General features: G+C 69.7%; 21 protein-coding genes. 8 read left to right on the plus strand and 13 right to left on the minus strand.

The genetic code is table 11. The features are described from left to right. Positions 1-274, plus strand: a 274-nt coding sequence (locus tag AUV07_RS17855; RefSeq protein WP_062637240.1) for a hypothetical protein, incomplete at its 5' end; no start/stop codon positions are given. An 11-nt stretch (positions 275-285) separates the two neighbouring features. Here AUV07_RS17855 and AUV07_RS14550 read toward each other — a convergent pair. The 10 genes from AUV07_RS14550 to AUV07_RS14595 all read right to left on the minus strand — a co-directional run bounded on the left by AUV07_RS14550 (position 286) and on the right by AUV07_RS14595 (position 10103). Next, positions 286-1269 carry a LacI family DNA-binding transcriptional regulator gene (locus AUV07_RS14550; protein WP_062637242.1) on the minus strand — a complete coding sequence of 328 codons (984 nt, stop codon included), beginning with the start codon at positions 1267-1269 and terminating at the stop codon, positions 286-288. A gap of 50 nt (positions 1270-1319) precedes the next feature. Further along, positions 1320-2189 (minus strand): dihydrodipicolinate synthase family protein, encoded by an 870-nt coding sequence (locus tag AUV07_RS14555; RefSeq protein ID WP_062637244.1) that lies wholly within the window; start codon positions 2187-2189, stop codon positions 1320-1322. Further along, positions 2186-3856 (minus strand): tripartite tricarboxylate transporter permease, encoded by a 1671-nt coding sequence (locus tag AUV07_RS14560; protein WP_062637246.1) that lies wholly within the window; start codon positions 3854-3856, stop codon positions 2186-2188. Before AUV07_RS14560 ends, AUV07_RS14555 begins: the two co-directional genes overlap by 4 nt. Further along, positions 3853-4392: a tripartite tricarboxylate transporter TctB family protein gene (locus AUV07_RS14565; RefSeq protein WP_062637248.1), complete on the minus strand. Its 540-nt coding sequence runs from the start codon at positions 4390-4392 to the stop codon at positions 3853-3855. The genes AUV07_RS14560 and AUV07_RS14565 overlap by 4 nt, the downstream gene beginning before the upstream one ends. Positions 4393-4450: 58 nt before the next feature. Then, a complete protein-coding gene (locus AUV07_RS14570) occupies positions 4451-5410 on the minus strand; it encodes a tripartite tricarboxylate transporter substrate binding protein (RefSeq protein ID WP_231729519.1) in 960 nt (319 codons plus the stop codon). A 94-nt stretch (positions 5411-5504) separates the two neighbouring features. Beyond that, a complete protein-coding gene (locus AUV07_RS14575) occupies positions 5505-6290 on the minus strand; it encodes a class I SAM-dependent methyltransferase (protein ID WP_062637254.1) in 786 nt (261 codons plus the stop codon). After that, positions 6277-6753 carry an NUDIX domain-containing protein gene (locus AUV07_RS14580; RefSeq protein WP_062637255.1) on the minus strand — a complete coding sequence of 159 codons (477 nt, stop codon included), beginning with the start codon at positions 6751-6753 and terminating at the stop codon, positions 6277-6279. The genes AUV07_RS14575 and AUV07_RS14580 overlap by 14 nt, the downstream gene beginning before the upstream one ends. An 85-nt stretch (positions 6754-6838) precedes the next feature. Next, a complete protein-coding gene (locus tag AUV07_RS14585; RefSeq protein ID WP_062637257.1) occupies positions 6839-8203 on the minus strand; it encodes an extracellular solute-binding protein in 1365 nt (454 codons plus the stop codon). 26 nt (positions 8204-8229) lie between these two features. Beyond that, positions 8230-9183 carry a carbohydrate ABC transporter permease gene (locus AUV07_RS14590; RefSeq protein ID WP_157524098.1) on the minus strand — a complete coding sequence of 318 codons (954 nt, stop codon included), beginning with the start codon at positions 9181-9183 and terminating at the stop codon, positions 8230-8232. Next, entirely contained in the window at positions 9183-10103 is a 921-nt protein-coding gene (locus AUV07_RS14595; protein WP_062637259.1) for a carbohydrate ABC transporter permease, read from the minus strand. The genes AUV07_RS14590 and AUV07_RS14595 overlap by 1 nt, the downstream gene beginning before the upstream one ends. Positions 10104-10302: 199 nt before the next feature. Here AUV07_RS14595 and AUV07_RS17680 point away from each other — a divergent pair, with 199 nt between their 5' ends. From AUV07_RS17680 to AUV07_RS14615, 5 genes are read left to right on the plus strand one after another with little or no spacing between them, the layout of a single operon-like run. Next, on the plus strand, positions 10303-10899 hold the full coding sequence (locus AUV07_RS17680) for a GAF domain-containing protein (RefSeq protein WP_157524100.1): 597 nt from the start codon (positions 10303-10305) through the stop codon (positions 10897-10899). A 21-nt stretch (positions 10900-10920) separates the two neighbouring features. Continuing rightward, a complete protein-coding gene (locus AUV07_RS17685) occupies positions 10921-11457 on the plus strand; it encodes a PP2C family protein-serine/threonine phosphatase (RefSeq protein WP_157524102.1) in 537 nt (178 codons plus the stop codon). Further along, the gene (locus tag AUV07_RS14605; protein ID WP_062637261.1) at positions 11454-13418 is read left to right on the plus strand and encodes a glycosyltransferase family 2 protein; all 1965 of its coding nucleotides are present in this window, start codon (positions 11454-11456) and stop codon (positions 13416-13418) included. The genes AUV07_RS17685 and AUV07_RS14605 overlap by 4 nt, the downstream gene beginning before the upstream one ends. Beyond that, positions 13402-13734 carry an STAS domain-containing protein gene (locus tag AUV07_RS14610; RefSeq protein WP_025102664.1) on the plus strand — a complete coding sequence of 111 codons (333 nt, stop codon included), beginning with the start codon at positions 13402-13404 and terminating at the stop codon, positions 13732-13734. The genes AUV07_RS14605 and AUV07_RS14610 overlap by 17 nt, the downstream gene beginning before the upstream one ends. Continuing rightward, entirely contained in the window at positions 13724-14155 is a 432-nt protein-coding gene (locus AUV07_RS14615) for an ATP-binding protein (protein ID WP_062637262.1), read from the plus strand. Before AUV07_RS14610 ends, AUV07_RS14615 begins: the two co-directional genes overlap by 11 nt. A gap of 4 nt (positions 14156-14159) precedes the next feature. On the opposite strand, the gene AUV07_RS14620 is transcribed toward AUV07_RS14615, so the two are convergent. Further along, complete coding sequence (locus AUV07_RS14620; RefSeq protein ID WP_060921594.1) at positions 14160-14603, minus strand: DoxX family protein; 444 nt, start codon at positions 14601-14603, stop codon at positions 14160-14162. Positions 14604-14751: 148 nt separating this feature from the next. On the opposite strand from AUV07_RS14620, the gene AUV07_RS14625 reads away from it, so the two are divergent. Both AUV07_RS14625 and AUV07_RS18145 read left to right on the plus strand, forming a co-directional pair. Further along, positions 14752-15129, plus strand: coding sequence for a hypothetical protein (locus tag AUV07_RS14625; RefSeq protein ID WP_062637263.1), 378 nt, complete (start codon positions 14752-14754; stop codon positions 15127-15129). Next, positions 15047-15577: a helix-turn-helix transcriptional regulator gene (locus AUV07_RS18145; RefSeq protein WP_082802986.1), complete on the plus strand. Its 531-nt coding sequence runs from the start codon at positions 15047-15049 to the stop codon at positions 15575-15577. The genes AUV07_RS14625 and AUV07_RS18145 overlap by 83 nt, the downstream gene beginning before the upstream one ends. Here AUV07_RS18145 and AUV07_RS14635 read toward each other — a convergent pair whose 3' ends face one another. Together AUV07_RS14635 and AUV07_RS14640 are read right to left on the minus strand one after the other, a co-directional pair. Then, positions 15578-16438, minus strand: coding sequence for an alpha/beta fold hydrolase (locus tag AUV07_RS14635; protein WP_082802987.1), 861 nt, complete (start codon positions 16436-16438; stop codon positions 15578-15580). After that, positions 16435-17259 carry a hypothetical protein gene (locus tag AUV07_RS14640; RefSeq protein WP_062637265.1) on the minus strand — a complete coding sequence of 275 codons (825 nt, stop codon included), beginning with the start codon at positions 17257-17259 and terminating at the stop codon, positions 16435-16437. Before AUV07_RS14640 ends, AUV07_RS14635 begins: the two co-directional genes overlap by 4 nt. Positions 17260-17270 lie beyond the last annotated feature (11 nt).

Consider the following 17270-nt stretch of genomic DNA (forward strand, 5'->3'; position numbering starts at 1 on the left):
CCGCACCGACATGACGAACGAGGTCAGCGGACTCCACGGGGCGTTGGCGGCGCTGCACGCAGTGATGATGCGCGAGGTCGGCGGGCTGCGCGCGGCGATGGGTGCGCTGCACGGGGCGATGATCGGGCTGCGTGGCGAGATGATCGGCCTCCGTGGCGAGATGACCGCGCGGCTCGATGGCCTCGATCACCGCCTCGATCGATTGGAGGTGAAGGTCGACGATCTCGACAAGGAGATGACGAACCTCGCGGCGCGATTCTGGCGCTCGCAGTAGCGACGCCCCGTTCAGGCGCGCGCGGCCGCGCGCTGCACCTCGCCGGAGAGGACGATCGTCCGGGCCGGTTGCTCGTCGCCCTTGATCCGATCCAGCAGCATCCGCGCCGCCGTCACACCCATGAGGCGCGCGGGGAGCCTCACCACGGTGACGGCGGACGGCGACAGCGTCGTGAAGGGCAGCGACCCGATCACCGCGACGCCGAGCTGCGGCGGGGTGAGTCCGCGCTCGGTGAGGACCTGGATCGCGCCGACGCCGATGAGGTTGTTCCCGGCGACCACCGCGTCCGGCGGCTCCGGCAGCGCGAGGAGCTCCTCCATGGCCGCGCGCCCGCCGTCGACGCGGAACGTGGCGAAGCGCTGGAGCGAGGAGAGGTCATGATCGGAATCCATCGCCGAGAGCGCTTCCCGCCAGCCTTCCGCACGCTCCGCCGCAGTGTCGATGTGCGCGGGGCCACCGATGTACGCGATGCGCCGATACCCGGCGTCGAGCAGGCTCTGCGTCGCTGCGGCGCCCGCCTCCCGGTTGGCCATGACCACACCGTCGATGTCGGCGTCCGTGCGACGGTCCACCGCAACGACCGGCCGTCCCGTCGCCCGCACCGGCCCCAGATCCGAGTGCTCGTCCGCCGTCGCGATGATGACGCCCGACATGTTCTCGGCGATCGCGATCCGAAGGTACGTCGCCTCCTTCTCAGCCTGGGCGTCGGAGTTGCACAGCACGACGGAATACCCCGCTTCGGACGCCGCATCCTCCACGCCGCGCGCCATCTCGGTGAAGTACGGGTTCTCGATGTCCGGGATCACCAGGGCGATGACTTCGGAGGTCTGGGTCCGCAGCGTACGCGCCGTCCGGTTCGGGGTGAAGCGCAGTTCCTCGGCCGCCGCCCGCACCGCCGCCGCCTTCTCCTCCGACACGCTCGTGCCGTTGAAGACACGCGAGACCGTGGCCGGGGAGACGCCGGCCCGCCGCGCGACGTCGTAGATCGTGGCCATGGGCACCCACTGTAACCGGTTTCAGCCTCAGCCCTCCGCGAGGATCCGCGTCAGCGGTGCGCGGCCACCACCTGTGCGACGGCCGCCCGCTGGTCGGCGGAGGGCTCGGCGATGGCCATACGGCAGTGCGTGTCCACGACGTCGAGCACGCGGTACGCCTCCTTCATGCGCGCCATGTCGCCGCCGATGAGCGCGACGACGTCGTCCACGGCGGCCTGCGCCGCGGCGATGGCATCGGCATCGCCGGAGCGTCCGGCGTCAGCGAGGGCGCGGAACGGCTTCGGCGTCACGGAGGAGACACCCGAGACGACGCCCTGCGCGCCCGCTTCGACGGCTGCGATGAGGTCACGATCGGCGCCGGTGTAGAGCTCGAAGTCGGCCGGCACCACCGCGCGGTACGCCGCGATGTCGTCGAGCGAGAGCTCGCTCACCTTCGCACCGACCACGTTCGGCAGGGCGGCGATGCGCACGAGCAGCTCCGGCGAGACGGGGTTCCCGCTGCGCGCGGGATAGATGTAGACGTAAAGGCGCCCCTCCCCCACGGCGGCCGAGACGGCGCGGTAGTAGTCGAGGATCGCGTCGTCCGTGGCACGCAGGTAGTAGGGGGTGAGGGCCGCGAACTCCGTGGCCCCCAGCTCCTTCGCGATGCCGACCAGGCGCACGGCCTCGAAGGTGCTCGGCTGTCCCACGTGCACGATGACGCGCATCCGGTCGGCCAGCACCTCCAGCGCGGCACCCACGAGCGCCCGGAACTCGTCCGCGTCCACGGCGGGGAACTCGCCCGTGGTGCCGAGGACGAAGGCGCCCTCGTTTCCCGAGTCGGCCACGAACCGGAAGATCGCACGCGACCCGTCGAGGTCGAGGGTCCCGTCGCGGTGGAACGCGGTCGGGACGGCGGTCAGGATGTCGTAGCGGGTCACTTCTCGGTCTCCTCGGGGGTCGTGCTCTTGCGGTTCTTGCGGTCGGTGCGTCCCCGGCGCGCACCGGCGTCGACGTTGCGGACGGTGGAGGTGAGCAGGTCGGGCTGCGCCGCGAGCTCGTCGTGCGCCTTCTCGATCTGCACGATGCTGTCGGTGTGGAGGATCGAGTCCTCCAACGAGGCCCGCTCGGCGCGGGGCGTACGGGCGGCGCGGATCGCGGGCATCACGATCGACAGCACCGCGAGCGCGAGCAGGACGAGGGCGATCGGGCTGACGACCTCGAAGAACGGCCGCGTCGGCAGGATCGCCAGCGTGCGGGCGAGGTTCTCCTCGGCGAGCGGACCGAGCAGGAGACCGAGCACCACGGGTCCTGCCGGGACCTGCATGCGCTTGAGCAGCACGCCGACCACACCGAAGACGAGCATCGTGACGACCGTCGACAGGCTGTTCGAGGTGGCGTATGTGCCGATGATGCAGAAGATGAGGATGCCGCTCCACAGATACGGCTGCGGCACGTCGAGCAGCTTGACCATGCCCTTCATCCGCACGAGGCTCAGCGCGAGCGACAGCAGGGTCGCGACGAGCATGATCCCGACGATCGAGACGACGAGGTCGGGGCGGTTGGTGAACAGCGTGGGCCCGGGGGTGATGCCCCAGATGATCATCGAGCCGATCATCACCGCCATGACGGAGTCCCCGGGGATGCCGAGTGCCATCGTGGTGGTCAGCGAGCCCCCGAGCGTGGCGCTGGAGGCGGTGTCGGACGCGGCGACGCCCTCGATCGACCCCTTGCCGAACATCTCCGGGTGCTTCGACGCCTTGCGCGCCCGCTCCCAGCCGATGAGCCCGGCGATGTCGCCGCCGGCCGCCGGGATGAGGCCGACACCGAGGCCGACCGCGCCGCCGACCGCGGTGGCCCGTCCGCTCTGCTTCAGCTCCGCGCGGTTCGGCCACCACCGCCCGAGGCTCGAGATCGGTCGGACGTGCGACTTCCGGTGCGTGAGGAGCTGGTCGAACAGCTCGGCGATGCCGAAGAGGCCGATGATGACGGCGATGAAGTTCACACCCTCGACGAGTTCCAGCACACCGAACGTGAAGCGCTGGTCGGCGGTGGCGGCGTACGTTCCGACACTGCCGAGCATGAGTCCGAAGAGGCCCGCGAGGATGCCCTTGAGCATCGACTTGGACGAGATGCCGATCATGATCGCGATGCCGAAGACGACGAGCGCGAACAGCTCGGGCGACTTGAAGTAGTCCCGGGCGAAGCTGGCGATCGGCACGGCGGCGACGGAGAAGAGCACGAGCGAGGCGAGGATGCCGACGGCCGACACGATCGCGGAGATCGTCAGCGCGAGACCGGCCCTGCCCTGTTTCGCCATCGGATAGCCGTCGAGGGTGGTGGCGATGGAGGCGGGAGTCCCCGGGGTGTTGATGAGGATGGACGGCACCCGGTCGCCGAAGTTCGCCGCGACGTAGATCGTCAGCAGCACCGCGAGGCCCTGCACGGGTTCGAGGGTCATGGTGAAGCCGGCCGCGAGCGCGACGGCCATGGTCGCGGTGATGCCGGGGAAGGCGCCGACCATGAAGCCGAGGACGAGGCCGACCGCCATGTACAGCAGGATCGAGATGTCGAGGAGCGAGTTCAGCCCCTCCAAGAGCGGGTTCACAGGGGGATCCTCAGGAGCATGCCGAAGACGACGTAGACGAACGCCGTGACGGCGGCGGAGTAGATGACGAGGCTCAGCCAGCGGCGGTGGCCGGAGAGGAGCATCAGTGCGGCCATGAGCAGGGCGCAGGCGATCGGGAAGACCTCGATCCGGTAGCCGAAGAGGATGACCGAGCCGAGGGACCAGAGCGCGATGAAGGCACCGGCGATCGCGATCGTCGCGATCACCCGGAGGACGCCGCCCGGCTGGATGCGCTCGAGATCCTCCCGCGTGGGTGCCGGTCGCGTGATCGCCACGGCGAGCAGCGCGATCGCGATCACGACGCCGGTCACGCCGATGACGAGCGGCCAGAAGCGGGCGTCGATCTGTCCGGGGGCGGCCTCGCGGCGCAGCGGGATCTGCGTGGCGAGGAAGAGATAGCCGGCGGTGATCGCGAGGGCGACGGCGGCGAACGCGATCTCGAGGGGTCGCGAGGCGGTCGCCCCCTCGTAGCCGCCCGGCGCGGCCGACTCGGCCGCGGTGTCGGGGCTGGTCATGGTGCTCCTTCGTCGGAGGACGCGGCGGGGCCGGCGCGTGCCGACCCCACCGGAGGGTTCAGCCCAGGAGATCCTGGAACAGGGCGAACTGGTCGTCGACGAACCCGGTCCACTCCGCCGAGTCGCGATAGACCACGAGGTTGCCGGCGTCCGCCTGGAACTTCTGGTAGCTCTCGGACTCCACGGCCTCCTTGACGGCGGCCTCGAGGGCGTCGTGCACGTCGTCGGGGAGGCCGGCCGGAGCATAGATGCCGCCCCAGCCGCCGAAGACGACCTCTTCGCCGATGGCCTCCTCGACCGTCTCGACGTCCTCCGCGTCCGGGTGACGCTCGTCGTTCATGACCGCGAGGATGCGGACGGCCTCGCCCTGCGCGAGGGCCTCGCCGAGTCCGGAGACCGCGGCGACGGTCTCACCGGATGCGGCGGCCGCGACCGCCGTGGCGCCACCGTCGTAGGGGACCGGGGTGAAGTCGGCGTCCGTGGCCTTGCCGAGGCCGAGCGTGGCGGCCTCCCAGATCGAGCCGGCGCCGGAGTTCGCGACCGTGACCGCGCCGGACTTCGCCTGGGTCACGAGGTCGTCGAGGGTCTCGATGCCGCTGTTCGCACCCACCGTGATGACGCCGGGGGCGAGCATGATCTGTCCGAGCAGGTCGAAGTCGTCGGGCAGCACGTCGGCGCTCTGGGTCGTGTTGAGCATCGCGATCTCGACCGGGGCGAACCCGATGACGTAGCCGTCCGGATCCTGCGAGCCGACGTACTCCATCGCGAGCGCTCCCGCGGCTCCGGGCATGTTCTCCGGGATCACGCTGACACCGAGGATCTTCTCGAGCTCGGTCGCGAGCGCGCGGGACGACAGGTCGGAGCCGCCACCGGGGTTGGCCTGGATGATCAACCGGATGTCGTCCTCGGGATAGGTCGAGGCGGCCCCCTCGCTCTCGTCGACCTTCGTGCAGGCCGACAGCACCAGAGCGGTGGCGGCGAGGGCGGCGAAGGCAGCGGCCGCCCGAGTGATGCGCATGCGGGGCATCTTTGCTCCTCTACGTGGGTCGACCGTGTTGTCGACACCGCGAGGCTATCAGTGTTGACTGTTAACAGTCAACACTGTGGCCGAGTCACCGCACGCGACACACGGCCAGGAGGTGCGGGCTCAGCTCCCGGATTCCGGGAACGGTGCTCCCGGCTCGCGCCAGCTGGAGGGCCGCCTGCGTGAGCGCCGTCTCCTCCACGGGCATCCCCTCCAGCAACAGCCCGCCGGGCCCTTCGACGCCATGGACCTCCAGAACGTCGAGTCCGGCGGAGACGGCCTCCGCGGCGAGCGACTCCGCCGTATGGAAGTGCCCCGCCGGGAAGCGACCCCGCGAGGAGGGAGTCCCGTGTTCCAGCAGGGCGCCGTGCTCGTCGTCGAGCTGGAGTTCGGTCACGCCCAGCGCGAGTTGACCGAATCCGACGAACCGCGAGAGGCCTGCCGCGAACACCCAGCCGCCGGATCGCACCACCCGTGCGGCCTCGCCGAGCGCCTGGAGACGGTCCGCGCGATCGGCCAGGTGGTAGAGCGGGCCGAGGAGAAGGGCGGCATCGAAGCTGTCCGCGGCGAACGGCAGCGAGCGCGCATCGCCCACGCGGGCGTCCACACCTCGCTCCGCCGCACTGCGGACATGACCCCGCACCGGGTCGACGAGGGTGACCCGATGTCCGCGGTCGAGGAGCGAGCGCGCATGGACGCCCGCCCCGCCTCCGACATCGATCACGCGACCCTCGGCGAGGTGCTCCGCGATCAGCTCCTGGATGCGCTGGTGCTCCAGCGGCCCCTGCGCCGACCGCGTCGTCAACCGCACGGATTCGTCGAACTGCTCCTCGTAGTAGTCGCGGATCCGCTCGTCGAGCTCACGCTGGTCCATGGTCGGCCTCTCTCCCCTCGCGCGACGTTCGGATCAAGTCAGCCGCTCCGGTCGGGTACAGGGGAACCTCGTGGCCGGCGTCGTCGAACGAGCGCCACACGACAGGGACGGCCGAGCCGTCCGACTCGGTGAGGGTCCCACCTTCGACGCCCGGTGCCGGATCGAGTGAGCCGGAGTACAGAGCGACGATCTCATGGCCGATCTCACCGTTGAAGCGGAAGATGTTCTCGACGATCCCGACGTGTTCGAGGCCGTCGATGCGTGCTCCGAGCTCTTCATCCACCTCTCGGACTATCGCGTCCCGGAAAGACTCGCCGAGTTCGACACTCCCCCCGATCAGCCGATGGTATCCCCGAGGATTCTCCGTGGTCGGTGCGTTGACACTGACGAGGTGAGACATCCCGTCCGCGCTCGGAGCGACCAGCATGGCTTTGACACGGATGGTGGAGCGGTCGATTCCCATGCCACCATCATCCACGCCCGCCTGCGCGACGCACGGCGCCAGGCGGGGATGCCCGCCTGGCGCCGTCCCTCCGCGTCTGACCGGGCTAGCCGGCCGTGGCGTTCTCGTACGCGCGCATCGCGGCCTCCTGCGCTTCCTTCAACGCGTCCTCGGGCGACTTGTCCCCGAGCAGCGCCGCCGTGATGGCGTTGTTGAGCTCGTTCTGGATCTCCTGGCCCGCCGGGGAGGAGCCGAACGACTGCCCGTAGTCCACCACGTCGTAGTAGGTGGAGATGACCTGGTCGAAGCCGGCGTTGCCGCTGTCGGTGACGAAGGTCTCGCGGATGGACTGGTCGGCGGACGGCGACCCGGTGAACAGCCCGGTGTTGATCCCTCCGTCGGTCTTCAGGGTCTCGGCACGCGCCTCACCCGCCGCGTTCCACGCGTCGTCGGAGGTGAGGTTGACCATCCACGCGCACGCCGCCGCGGGGTTCTCCGCGCCGGCCGGGATCACGAACGCGGTGCCCGAGGCGACCGAGAACGGCTCCCCGTCGGCGTTCCGGAACGGCACCGCCTCGACGTCGATCTGGTCGGCGTACGGGCTCAGCACGTTCGGGTACCACTGCGCGTTCACCTGCGCCCCGACCTGCTGGGCGACGAACTGGTTCTGGTCGCCGAAGGCGTCGAACGAGTCGCTGAAGCTCTTGACGGCCGCGAAGCCTCCCTGCGCGTCGGTGATCTGCTTGAGCACCTCGATGCCGGCCACGTTGCTGGGGTCGTCCAGGGTGGGCGCCCCCTTCTCATCGTTGAGCTGGCCACCCATGCCGAGGATCCATAGCCCGGCCTGACCGGTCGCGACCGGGTCGAAGCCGAGCCGCGTGGGCACACCGCCGGACTCCTGGTACATCTTCTCGATCGCGCCGAGCAGCACGTCGGGCTTCGAGGTGTCGATCTCCTCCGCCGTCACCCCCGCCTCGTCGAGCACGGCCTTGTTCAGCAGGATCGCCGGCGGCTGGTAGAACTGCGGCACCGCCCACACCGCGTCGTCGTAGGTGACGTCGTCGACGACGAAGGGGTACCAGTGGTCGCGCGGCGAGACGTCCTGGGCCGCGAAGCACTCGTCGAGCGGCATGATGAGGTCCTGCGCGGCATACGTGGTCACGTACCGGCGATCCATCTGCACCACGTCGGGCACGTCGCCGCTCGCGATGCGGGTGGTGAACTTCTGCGCGTCGAAGGCCGTCGCGTCGAGGTCGACCTCGACGTCCTTCAGCTGCTCGGCGGCGTAGTCCATGCGCGAGGTGCCGACGTCGTCGGCGTTCTCGAAGCCCCACGCCTTCAGCGTGCCGCTCGGCTCCGCCCCGAAGTCGGCGTCGGCCGCCTGGTCGTCTCCCCCTCCCCCGCCGCACCCGGCGAGGACGAGGACGGATGCCGCGGCGACCGCGGTGATTCCCAGCATGCGTGTGCGCATGACTGCTCCTTTCGATCTGTGGTTCGTCATCCCTTGCGCCCCTGGGTCGCGACGCCCTCGATGAAGGCGCGCTGCCCGAAGGCGAAGAGGATGAGCATCGGGAGGGTCACCAGGAGGGAGGCGACCATGACGTACTGGTAGTCGCCGTGACCGCCCGCCGTGGGGCTGTACTTGGTCATGGCGTACGCGATGCCGAGCGGCGCGGTGAACTCGTCCACCGATCCGGCGTTGAGGTAGATGAGGGCGGCCTGCAGGTTGTTCCAGCTGGCCTGGAACTCGAACAGGAACACGATGACGAACGACGGGATCGACAGCGGCATCGCGATCCGCCAGAACAGTCCCCAGGCGCTGGCCCCGTCGAGCCGCGCCGCCTCGAACAGCTCCCGCGGCAGGCCGAGGAAGAACTGACGCTGCAGGAAGATGTAGAAGGCCGAGCCGAAGAGGTTCATACCCCACAGCGGCACCCATGTGCCGAGGAGTCCGGTCTCCTTCCAGATGAGGTAGATCGGGATCATCGTCACCGCGCCGGGAAGCATCATCGTCGCGAGCACGAGGCCGAACAGCAGACCGCGCCCCGGGAAGCGGAAGTAGGCGAACCCGAACGCCACGATCGAGCTGGAGATCGCGACGGCACCGGCGGCGAGCAGCGCGATGGCGATGCTGTTGCCCATCCAGTTCAGCAGCGGGAGCTGATTCCACACCTCCACGTAGTTCTCCGGCACGAAGGTCTTCGGGATGAGGGCGTTGTCGAACACCTCCCCTCGCGGCTTGAAGCTCGCCGCGAGGAGCCAGGCGAAGGGATACAGGAACAGCAACGCGAACAGCACGAGGATGATGTTCAGCACGATGCGGGCGATGAGACTCTTCGGCTGCTGCAGCCTCCGGCGTCGCCGCGGCCGGGCCGGGGGCGTGGCCGCAACCGTCTCGGGGAGGTCGTCCCCGTTCGTCTCGACGGGGACCTGGCGCAGGGTCTGGGACATCAGCGGTCTCCCTCGTAGTAGACGAAGCGGTTGCCGACCTTCACCTGGATGAGCGTGATGATCATGATGATGACGAAGAGCAGCCACGCCATCGCCGCCGCGAAGCCGAAGTTGAACTGCCGGAACGCCTGCTGGAACAGATAGATCGCGTAGAAGAGGGATGCCTCCGGTGACGAATTGCTCTGATCCCGCCAGAACAGCAGGTACGCCTGGTCGAAGATCTGGAACGCGGCGATCGAGAGCACGATGACGTTGAAGAACATGGCCCCCGAGATCATCGGGAGGGTGATCGAGAAGAACTTCCTGATCGGTCCCGCCCCGTCGAGCGAGGCCACCTCGTACAGCTCGACGGGCACGTTCTTCAGCGCTGCGAGGAAGATCACCATGGTCCCCGCGACGGTCCACAGCGTCATGATCACGATGCTCGGCTTGACCCACGCGGGGTCGACGAGCCACTGCGGCCCCTGGATGCCGAACAGCCGGAGGAACTGGTTGATCGCTCCGGAGTTGCCGTTCAGGAGGAGGAAGAACACCGCCGCGGTCGCGACGGCCGGCGTCATCTTCGGCAGGTAGTAGAGCACGCGGAAGGCACCCGCACCGCGCCCGACGCGGTTGAGCAGCAGGGCGAGGATCAGCGCGAACACGATCTCCAGCGGCACCGCCATCACCACGTAGAACAGCGTGTTCGCGAGCGAGACGCCCACCCGCGGGTCCTCGAAGAGGTTGGCGTAGTTGTCGATGCCGACCGGGCGGGCGCTGTTCGTGGCGAGGTTGTAGCTGCTGAACGAGATGTACAGGCTGTAGAACATCGCGCCGGCCGTGAAGATGAGAAATCCGATGAGCCAGGGCGAGATGAAGAGATAGCCGGCGAGGGCCTCCCGGCGGTTGTACCGGTCCCGCTGGCGGGTCTTGAGCGGCATCCACCTGCCTCCTTTCCGAGGACGTGCAGACACGGCGCTCCCGTCCTGGCGCGATGCTAGATCCGGAGAAGCGGTTCTCCGCGGGGCTTGCGCAGAACCGTTTCCTGTGGTTCGCCTGAATGCCGCGTGGACGCCCTGGTGCTCCGGCTGCGGTTCCTCCCTAGGATGAGGGGAATAAACACGGAGGAGGGCCGGGGGAATGTTCGACGAGCGACGGCGACAGGCAGCGCTCGAGGAACTGGGGATCCTTGACACGCCACCCGATGAGCGGGTGGATCGAGTGGCACGACTGGCGAAGGAGATGTTCGGCGTGCCGATGGTCAGCGTCTCGCTGATCGACCGCGACCGACAGTGGCGCAAATCGCAGATCGGCCTCGGGGGGAACGAGGCACCGCGCCAGGACTCGTTCTGCGACTACACCGTGTCGCAGGACCGGACGGTGGTGGTGGAGGATGCGAGCACGACCGACCTCTTCGCCGAGAACCCGTTCGTGACCGGCGACCCGCACCTGCGGTTCTACGCGGCCCATCCGCTGCACGCGCCGGGCGGCGAGCCGGTCGGGACGCTGTGTGTGCTCGACACCGAGCCGCATACGTTCACGGACGCCCAGCAGGACCTTCTGCGCGACCTCGCTTTCTGGGTGCAGACGGAGCTGGCACAGGACGCTGACGTCGACCACGCCGCCGTGGTGCAGCGGGCCCTGCGCCCGCGGGTGCATCCAGAGATCGATGGGTACACGATCGCCGCCGGCGCCGCCCCACGGGGAACGCTCGCCGGGGACTATTACGACTTCTAACGCCACGGGGAGGCCCTGCGCGTGACGCTGGCCGACGCGATGGGCAAGGGCACGGGACCGGCGCTGGTCGCGGCCACGGTGCGCGCCTCCCTGCGGACGGCGCCGGAGCGCTCGCTGTCCGACGCCGTGATCGAGGTGGACCGCCTGCTCGAGGACGATCTCGCGGACACGTCGATGTTCGTCACGGCCGTCGTCGCCGAGCTGCAGCCGGAGACGGGAGACCTCGAGGTCATCGACGCCGGCCACAGCCTCGCATTCGTCGTCCGGGCGGACGGGTCGTGGACGCCGCTGCGTTCCACGAATCTGCCCCTCGGCATGGGCATGGGCCTTGCCGACCCCCGGGTTCCGGTGACCACCCGCCTGGAACCGGGCGATGCCTTCATCTGCTGCAGCGATGGACTCCTCGACGTGCTCGACCCGGACGACCCGTTCGGCCACGTCGAGCGCGTCCTCGCAGAGATGGGCCCCGGCGGCGCTGTGGGCGAGGCTCTGCGGCTCGCGAACGACGAGCGCGCGACCGACGACATCACCGTCGTCGTCGTGCGGAGGGACACATGACCGCGCGGTTCGCGACGATCCGCGTCCTCGCACTCCTCTCGGTCCTGCTCGGCGTGAACTACGTCGCGTGGCGGTGGCTGGAGTCGGTGAACTGGTCGGCCTGGTGGATCGCGGTGCCGCTCGTGATCGCCGAGACCTACAGCCTCATCGACACGTTCCTCTTCTGCCTGACGATGTGGCGCGCGAAGGAGCGTCCGGCGCCGGTATCGCCTCCGCAGGGCACGGTCGATGTCTTCATCACGACCTACGACGAGCCGATCGAGCTCGTCATGACGACCGCCAGGGCGGCGAAGCGGATCGCCTATCCGCACTCCACCTGGATCCTCGACGACGGCTCCCGCCCCGAACTCGCAGCGGAGGCCAGGGCCGCGGGCGTGGGCTATCTCACCCGCTCCGAGGACTGGACGGGCAAGCCCCGGCATGCGAAGGCCGGCAATCTCAACAGCGCGCTCTTCCAGACCGACGGCGAGTTCCTCCTCATCCTCGACGCCGACCAGGTGCCCGACCCGCTGATCCTGCACCGCACGCTCGGCTACTTCGCGGATGATCCGGAGGTCGCCCTCGTGCAGACGCCGCAGTGGTTCGTGAACGTCGACGAGGCGGATCCGCTCGGCAGCCAGGCGCCGCTGTTCTACGGACCGATCCAGCAGGGGAAGGACGGCTGGAACGCGGCCTTCTTCTGCGGGTCGAACGCCGTGCTCCGCCGCGAGGCGCTCATGCAGCTCGGGATCGTCGGCTACGTCCGGAGTGTGACGGAGTCCGCCGCGCGAGCACTCAAGACCTCCGAGGCCCTGATCGCCCGCGAGGCCGACGGTGCGACCGACCCGGCGCTCGCCACCGAGCTCGGGGCGCTGCGCATCGCGATCGCCCGCGGACGCAAGGAGCTCGCCGCGGGTACGTCGGTCGCCGAGGTCGCCGCGCGCGTGGGGGAAGCTGTCGACAACGCCTCCCGGATCCTCGTGGCGCACGACCTGGAGGGCATCCGCGCCGATCTCGCGGTGATCGAGTCCCTGCCGGTGCAGCACGACGCGGAACTCGGACAGGTCGTGGTGGACGAGGCGGGGCTCGACGCGCTGGCCGCCTCGGACCTCTCGCCCCTCACCGCCGTGGAGGCCGTCCGCGGACTGCTCGACGCGCTCCGCCTCGACCGGGCCGATGAGGCGCAGCCGATCCTCCCCCTCGCCACGATCTCGGTGACGGAGGACATGGCGACGGCGATGCAGCTGCACGCCCTCGGCTGGAAGAGCGTCTACCACCACGAGATCCTGGCGAACGGCCTCGCCCCGGAAGACCTCCGGACGATGCTCACGCAGCGGCTGCGGTGGGCCCAGGGGACGCTGCAGGTGATGCTGCGCGACAACCCCCTGGCCAAGCGTGGACTCTCGGTGGGGCAGCGCCTCATGTACTTCGCGACGATGTGGAGCTACCTCTCCGGCTTCGCCGCGATCGTCTACCTCGCCGCCCCGGTGATCTACCTCGTGTTCGGGGTGCTCCCCGTCACCGCCTGGTCGGTCGACTTCTTCGCACGGTTCCTGCCGTACTTCCTCGTCAACCAGGCGCTGTTCCTCGTGGTCGCGAAGGGGGTGAAGACCTGGCGAGGTCAGCAGTACTCGCTTGCGCTGTTCCCCGTGTGGATCCGCGCGTGCTGGACGGCCTTCGCCAACGTCGTGCTCGGCCGGCCGCTGTCCTTCGCCGTGACGCGGAAGGACGGCCGAGACCCACGCGGCGTCCCCTGGCGCGAGATCTGGCCGCAGCTCACCGCCATGGTCGTGCTCGTGATCGCCCTCGTCATCGGGGTCGCCCGGGTCATCGTCGGCACCGGCGACGGCACCGGCACGCTCGTCAACACCGCCTGGGTCCTGTACGACCTGGTCGTCCTCAGCGTCATCATCCAGGCGGCACGCTATCGCGGCCCCGCCGCGCAGGTCCTCGAGAAGGAGTCGAATGAACGTCAGCACTGACACCAGGGACGGCTACGCCGTCGTCGCGATCACGGGGCGCCTGACCGCCTCGGGCGCGCCGTTGCTGCGCAACGCGGTGAGCGACCTCGTCGCCGCCGGGCAGCCGCGCATCGCGATCGACCTCAGCGGCACCGAGTTCGTCGACTCCTCGGGCCTCGGCGCCCTGGTGGGCGGCCTCAAGAGCGCCCGGGTGGCCGGAGGCGATCTGCGCATCGCCGCCGTCCCCGAGGCCGTGCGCACCGTCCTCCACCTCACCAACCTGGATCGCGTGCTCCGCGACTACCCGACGCCGGAATCGGCGTTCGATGGACGCTGACACCCGCTCCTTCCACATCGACGGGCCCGCCGGGCTCGCCCTCGTCGACCGCGCCCTCGATGAGCTCGACCGGCTCTGGACTCACGCTCCGGAGGTTCCGGCTCAGGACCAGGTGCTGTTCACCCTCGCGCTCAGCGAGGTCACGACCAACATCGCGCAGCACAACGAGCACGCGGACGTCGTCCTGAGCATCGACGTCCGCGTGACGGCGGAGGAGCTGCGCGCCTACACCCGCGACACCGCCCCGCCGGCACCGATCGACTGGGACGCGGTGACGATGCCGGGCGAGGAGGCGGAGAGCGGACGCGGACTCGCGCTGTCGCAGGCGGCGCTCGACGAGTTCACCCACACGGTCACCGATCTCGGCAACACCTGGGTCCTCGTCCGCCGCGTGGATCCGGCGCGCGAGGCGGGCGGCTGACCCGTCAGGCGAGCCAGGCCGGCGCGCGTCCGCGGAGTGCCGCGGCGTCGATGGAGTAGCGCCCCGCCCCCGTGAGCGCGAGCGCCAGAGCCGCCGCACCGAGCACGGCGACGAACTCGTAGCCGCCGGCCGTCACCCACAGGCCCGCGGGCAGGTGCACGAGCACGAGGGCCACCAGCATGTCGACGGCGAGGAGGATGCCGACCGGACGCGTCAGCAGTCCGAGGATCAGCAGGATCCCGCCGATGAGCTCGAGGAAGGCGACGACGGGCGCGGCGATCTCGGCGAGCGGGACCCCCATGCCGGCGAAGCTGCCGATGGTCCCGGGGATCGTGAACTCGAAGATCTTCTGGGCGCCGTGGGCGGCGAAGATCGCGCCGACGACGATGCGCAGGACGAGGAGTCCGAGCGACGAGGCGGAGGAGGCGGAGGCTGTGGTGTTCGTCATGAGGAGGTTCTTCCTTCGTGGCAGGACACCCGCGCGGGCGCGGACCAGGGCTCTTGCCCTGGCCCCACGGTAGGAACCGTTCTTTTCCGTCCGCTGAACGCCTCGGCGATGCGGATCCCCGCCCCGCGCGACGCGGAACAATGGAGGAATGGGGCTGGATTCGGTGAACCGGGCACTCACCAGCATGAGGGTGGTGTCGGCAGAGCCCCTCACGCTCCCCGGCATCGGAGCCACTCTGACGGGCGACGGCGGCCCCGGCGCCGCTGGACGGCAGCTGCTCGTCATGGCCGGCGCCGCCGGGCTGCACCTGCTCCGGGACGGTCGCGCGATCGCGGTGAGGCCCCGTCAGGTCGCTGTCGTCTGTCTCTCCGCCGAGGAGAGCATCGGGTTTCTCGACGCGGAGGCCGCGGGGATCATCTCCTTCGAGAGTCGCGGCCACGTCTATGCACTCCTCGAACGCGAGCTGCCGCGTCTCATCATCGTGGACGAGACGCCGGTGTTGTCCACGGTCGTCGGTCGGCAGTGAAGGGTCCCGTGCGGGGCTCTTCCCCAAACTCACGGAGGTCGCGGCGACCGCTGCCGTCCTCGCGTGGATAGCCGCCTCCCCTGCACCGCCAGGGTGGATCGGCGGGATCGCGCATCCACGCATCGGAGCGGTCCTCACCGCCCTGCACCGAGATCCGGCGCGGTCCTGGACCGTCGCGGAGATGGCGGCCCTGGCTCACCTCTCGCGATCCGCCTTCGCGAAGACCTTCCGGGACGTGGTCGGTACGACTCCCTCCGCCCACCTCGCACGCTGGCGCATGGCGCACGCGATGGAGATCCTCGACGAAGCGCCCGACACTCCGCTCAAGGAGATCGCCGAGCGCCTCGGCTACTCGGACGAGTTCGCCCTCAGCACCGCGTTCAAGCGGCGGTTTGGTGTGAGTCCGCGCCACTACGAAACGGCGTCGATCGGATCGCGCTCGGGGTGATCACAGCTCACGGCAGAAACCGCGGATGAGGCGGGCCACGGCCGCCGGTTCGGTGACGAGCGCGTCATGTCCCGCGGTCAGCCGCTGCACCTGCCACTCTCCCGGCCGCGCGCGTATGCGCTCCTTCGATGGCGCGACATCGGCGAACGACGGCTCCGTGCAATCGACGTAGAGCCGCGGGACCGAAGGCCCCGTGCCCTCGAGCGGCACCACGTCCGCCCAACTGCTCCACGGGTGCGCGGTGAGGCGACGCCGCAGCCACGCGACGTCGGGTTCACGGAAGACGCCGAACATCTCGGGATCCCGCGGTTTGGGGACGAAGAAGCCCTCTCCGGCCTGAGCGACCACGGTCGGCAGCGCGGCGCGACTCGACGGGGTGAGGACGTCGAGGACCCGCTCCCCGGGGTCGACGACGACGGCGTCCAGATACACGGCCCCGCGCAGGCGGCGGGCGATCCGCTCTGCGACCGCCGAGGCATACGCTCCGCCGATGCTGTGGCCGACGAGGACGACGTTCTCGAGCTCCTCCGCCTCGATGCTCGCCACGATGTCATCGACTCCGTCCTGGAACGTGATGCCGCGCGCGAGGCGATGCGCGCGATCACCGACCCCGGGAAGGGTGGGCGTGAGGATGCGACCACGCCGGACGTCGAGACGCTCCACCACACGCCGCCACGCCCAGCCGCCGTGGGACCCACCGTGGATGAACACGAGATCGGTACGGGCTCGGGCCGCCGAAGCGGTGGGCACCTGTCCGACGCTTGCAGCGGCGACGGCAGCGGAGACACCGAGCGCGGCACCGAGCACCGCCCGTCGGCTGACCCCGCGGGGCACCGGACCGCCGACCTCAGCGACAGTCATCGCCGGAACTCCGCAGACCGGTCGACGACCGCCCCGAGCGACTGAGGCGGCACCCCCAGCACCTCCGACACCCCGGGAGACAGATAGGCGTCGCGGCCATCGCGGATGGCCGCGAACAGGTTCCCGAGCGCCCCGACCATCCGCGGCGGCAGGTAGTCCGCCACGGAGGCCGCCCACTCCGCCGGCTCCACGTGGACATATCGCAAGGTCCGGTCGGTGCGCCGCGCGACGATCTCGACCGCCTCCGCGAACGTGAGCACCTCGGGGCCGGAGAGCTCGACGTGCGTCGGGCCCGTGCCGTCGAGCAACAGGCGCGCCGCCACGCGGGCGATGTCGGCCGCGTCGATGAACGGCTCGCCCCCGTCGCCTGTGGGAAGCCGCAGCTCTCCGGTGGCGTCGAGCTGGGCGGCGAACAGACCGTCGATGAAACCCTGCGAGAACCAGGAGGGACGGAGGAACGTGGAGGCGGCATCCGCCGCGGCGAAGGCCCGTTCGGCGCCTGCGGCAATCCCGTCCCCGCTCACCTCGGGGTTCCGCGCCGTCAGGACCACGACCTGCGAGACACCCGCACGGTCGAGAGTCTCGATGAACGGATGGAGGTCCATCGGCTCCTCGGGAAGGACGACGTACACGCCCGCCGCGCCGGAGACGACCGGCCCCCAGCTTGCGGGGTCACCCCAGTCGAAGCGCCATTCCGAGCGGCGCGATGCCCGGCGCACCGCGCGCCCGGCGTCCTCGAGCAGTGCCGCCACGCGCGAACCGGTCGTACCGGTGGCACCGAGGACGACGATCGGATTCTCTGTCCTGTCCAGTCCCGTCATGTGCTCCATGC

Origin of the sequence: Microbacterium sp. CH1 (assembly GCF_001595495.1) — a bacterium.
GTDB lineage: Bacteria > Actinomycetota > Actinomycetes > Actinomycetales > Microbacteriaceae > Microbacterium.

What these genes read in the sequence shown, in the direction of transcription:
- AUV07_RS14575 (WP_062637254.1), bottom strand. Translation starts at nt 6,290, where the DNA reads ATGGACCAGCGTGAGCTCGACGAGCGGATCCGCGACTACTACGAGGAG.
- AUV07_RS14585 (WP_062637257.1), bottom strand. Translation starts at nt 8,203, where the DNA reads ATGCGCACACGCATGCTGGGAATCACCGCGGTCGCCGCGGCATCCGTC.
- AUV07_RS14580 (WP_062637255.1), bottom strand. Translation starts at nt 6,753, where the DNA reads ATGGGAATCGACCGCTCCACCATCCGTGTCAAAGCCATGCTGGTCGCT.
- AUV07_RS14620 (WP_060921594.1), bottom strand. Translation starts at nt 14,603, where the DNA reads ATGACGAACACCACAGCCTCCGCCTCCTCCGCCTCGTCGCTCGGACTC.
- AUV07_RS14610 (WP_025102664.1), top strand. Translation starts at nt 13,402, where the DNA reads ATGAACGTCAGCACTGACACCAGGGACGGCTACGCCGTCGTCGCGATC.
- AUV07_RS14635 (WP_082802987.1), bottom strand. Translation starts at nt 16,438, where the DNA reads ATGACTGTCGCTGAGGTCGGCGGTCCGGTGCCCCGCGGGGTCAGCCGA.
- AUV07_RS14590 (WP_157524098.1), bottom strand. Translation starts at nt 9,183, where the DNA reads ATGTCCCAGACCCTGCGCCAGGTCCCCGTCGAGACGAACGGGGACGAC.
- AUV07_RS14550 (WP_062637242.1), bottom strand. Translation starts at nt 1,269, where the DNA reads ATGGCCACGATCTACGACGTCGCGCGGCGGGCCGGCGTCTCCCCGGCC.
- AUV07_RS14605 (WP_062637261.1), top strand. Translation starts at nt 11,454, where the DNA reads ATGACCGCGCGGTTCGCGACGATCCGCGTCCTCGCACTCCTCTCGGTC.
- AUV07_RS18145 (WP_082802986.1), top strand. Translation starts at nt 15,047, where the DNA reads ATGCACTCCTCGAACGCGAGCTGCCGCGTCTCATCATCGTGGACGAGA.
- AUV07_RS14615 (WP_062637262.1), top strand. Translation starts at nt 13,724, where the DNA reads ATGGACGCTGACACCCGCTCCTTCCACATCGACGGGCCCGCCGGGCTC.
- AUV07_RS14565 (WP_062637248.1), bottom strand. Translation starts at nt 4,392, where the DNA reads ATGACCAGCCCCGACACCGCGGCCGAGTCGGCCGCGCCGGGCGGCTAC.
- AUV07_RS14570 (WP_231729519.1), bottom strand. Translation starts at nt 5,410, where the DNA reads ATGCGCATCACTCGGGCGGCCGCTGCCTTCGCCGCCCTCGCCGCCACC.
- AUV07_RS14595 (WP_062637259.1), bottom strand. Translation starts at nt 10,103, where the DNA reads ATGCCGCTCAAGACCCGCCAGCGGGACCGGTACAACCGCCGGGAGGCC.
- AUV07_RS14640 (WP_062637265.1), bottom strand. Translation starts at nt 17,259, where the DNA reads ATGACGGGACTGGACAGGACAGAGAATCCGATCGTCGTCCTCGGTGCC.
- AUV07_RS17680 (WP_157524100.1), top strand. Translation starts at nt 10,303, where the DNA reads ATGTTCGACGAGCGACGGCGACAGGCAGCGCTCGAGGAACTGGGGATC.
- AUV07_RS14625 (WP_062637263.1), top strand. Translation starts at nt 14,752, where the DNA reads ATGGGGCTGGATTCGGTGAACCGGGCACTCACCAGCATGAGGGTGGTG.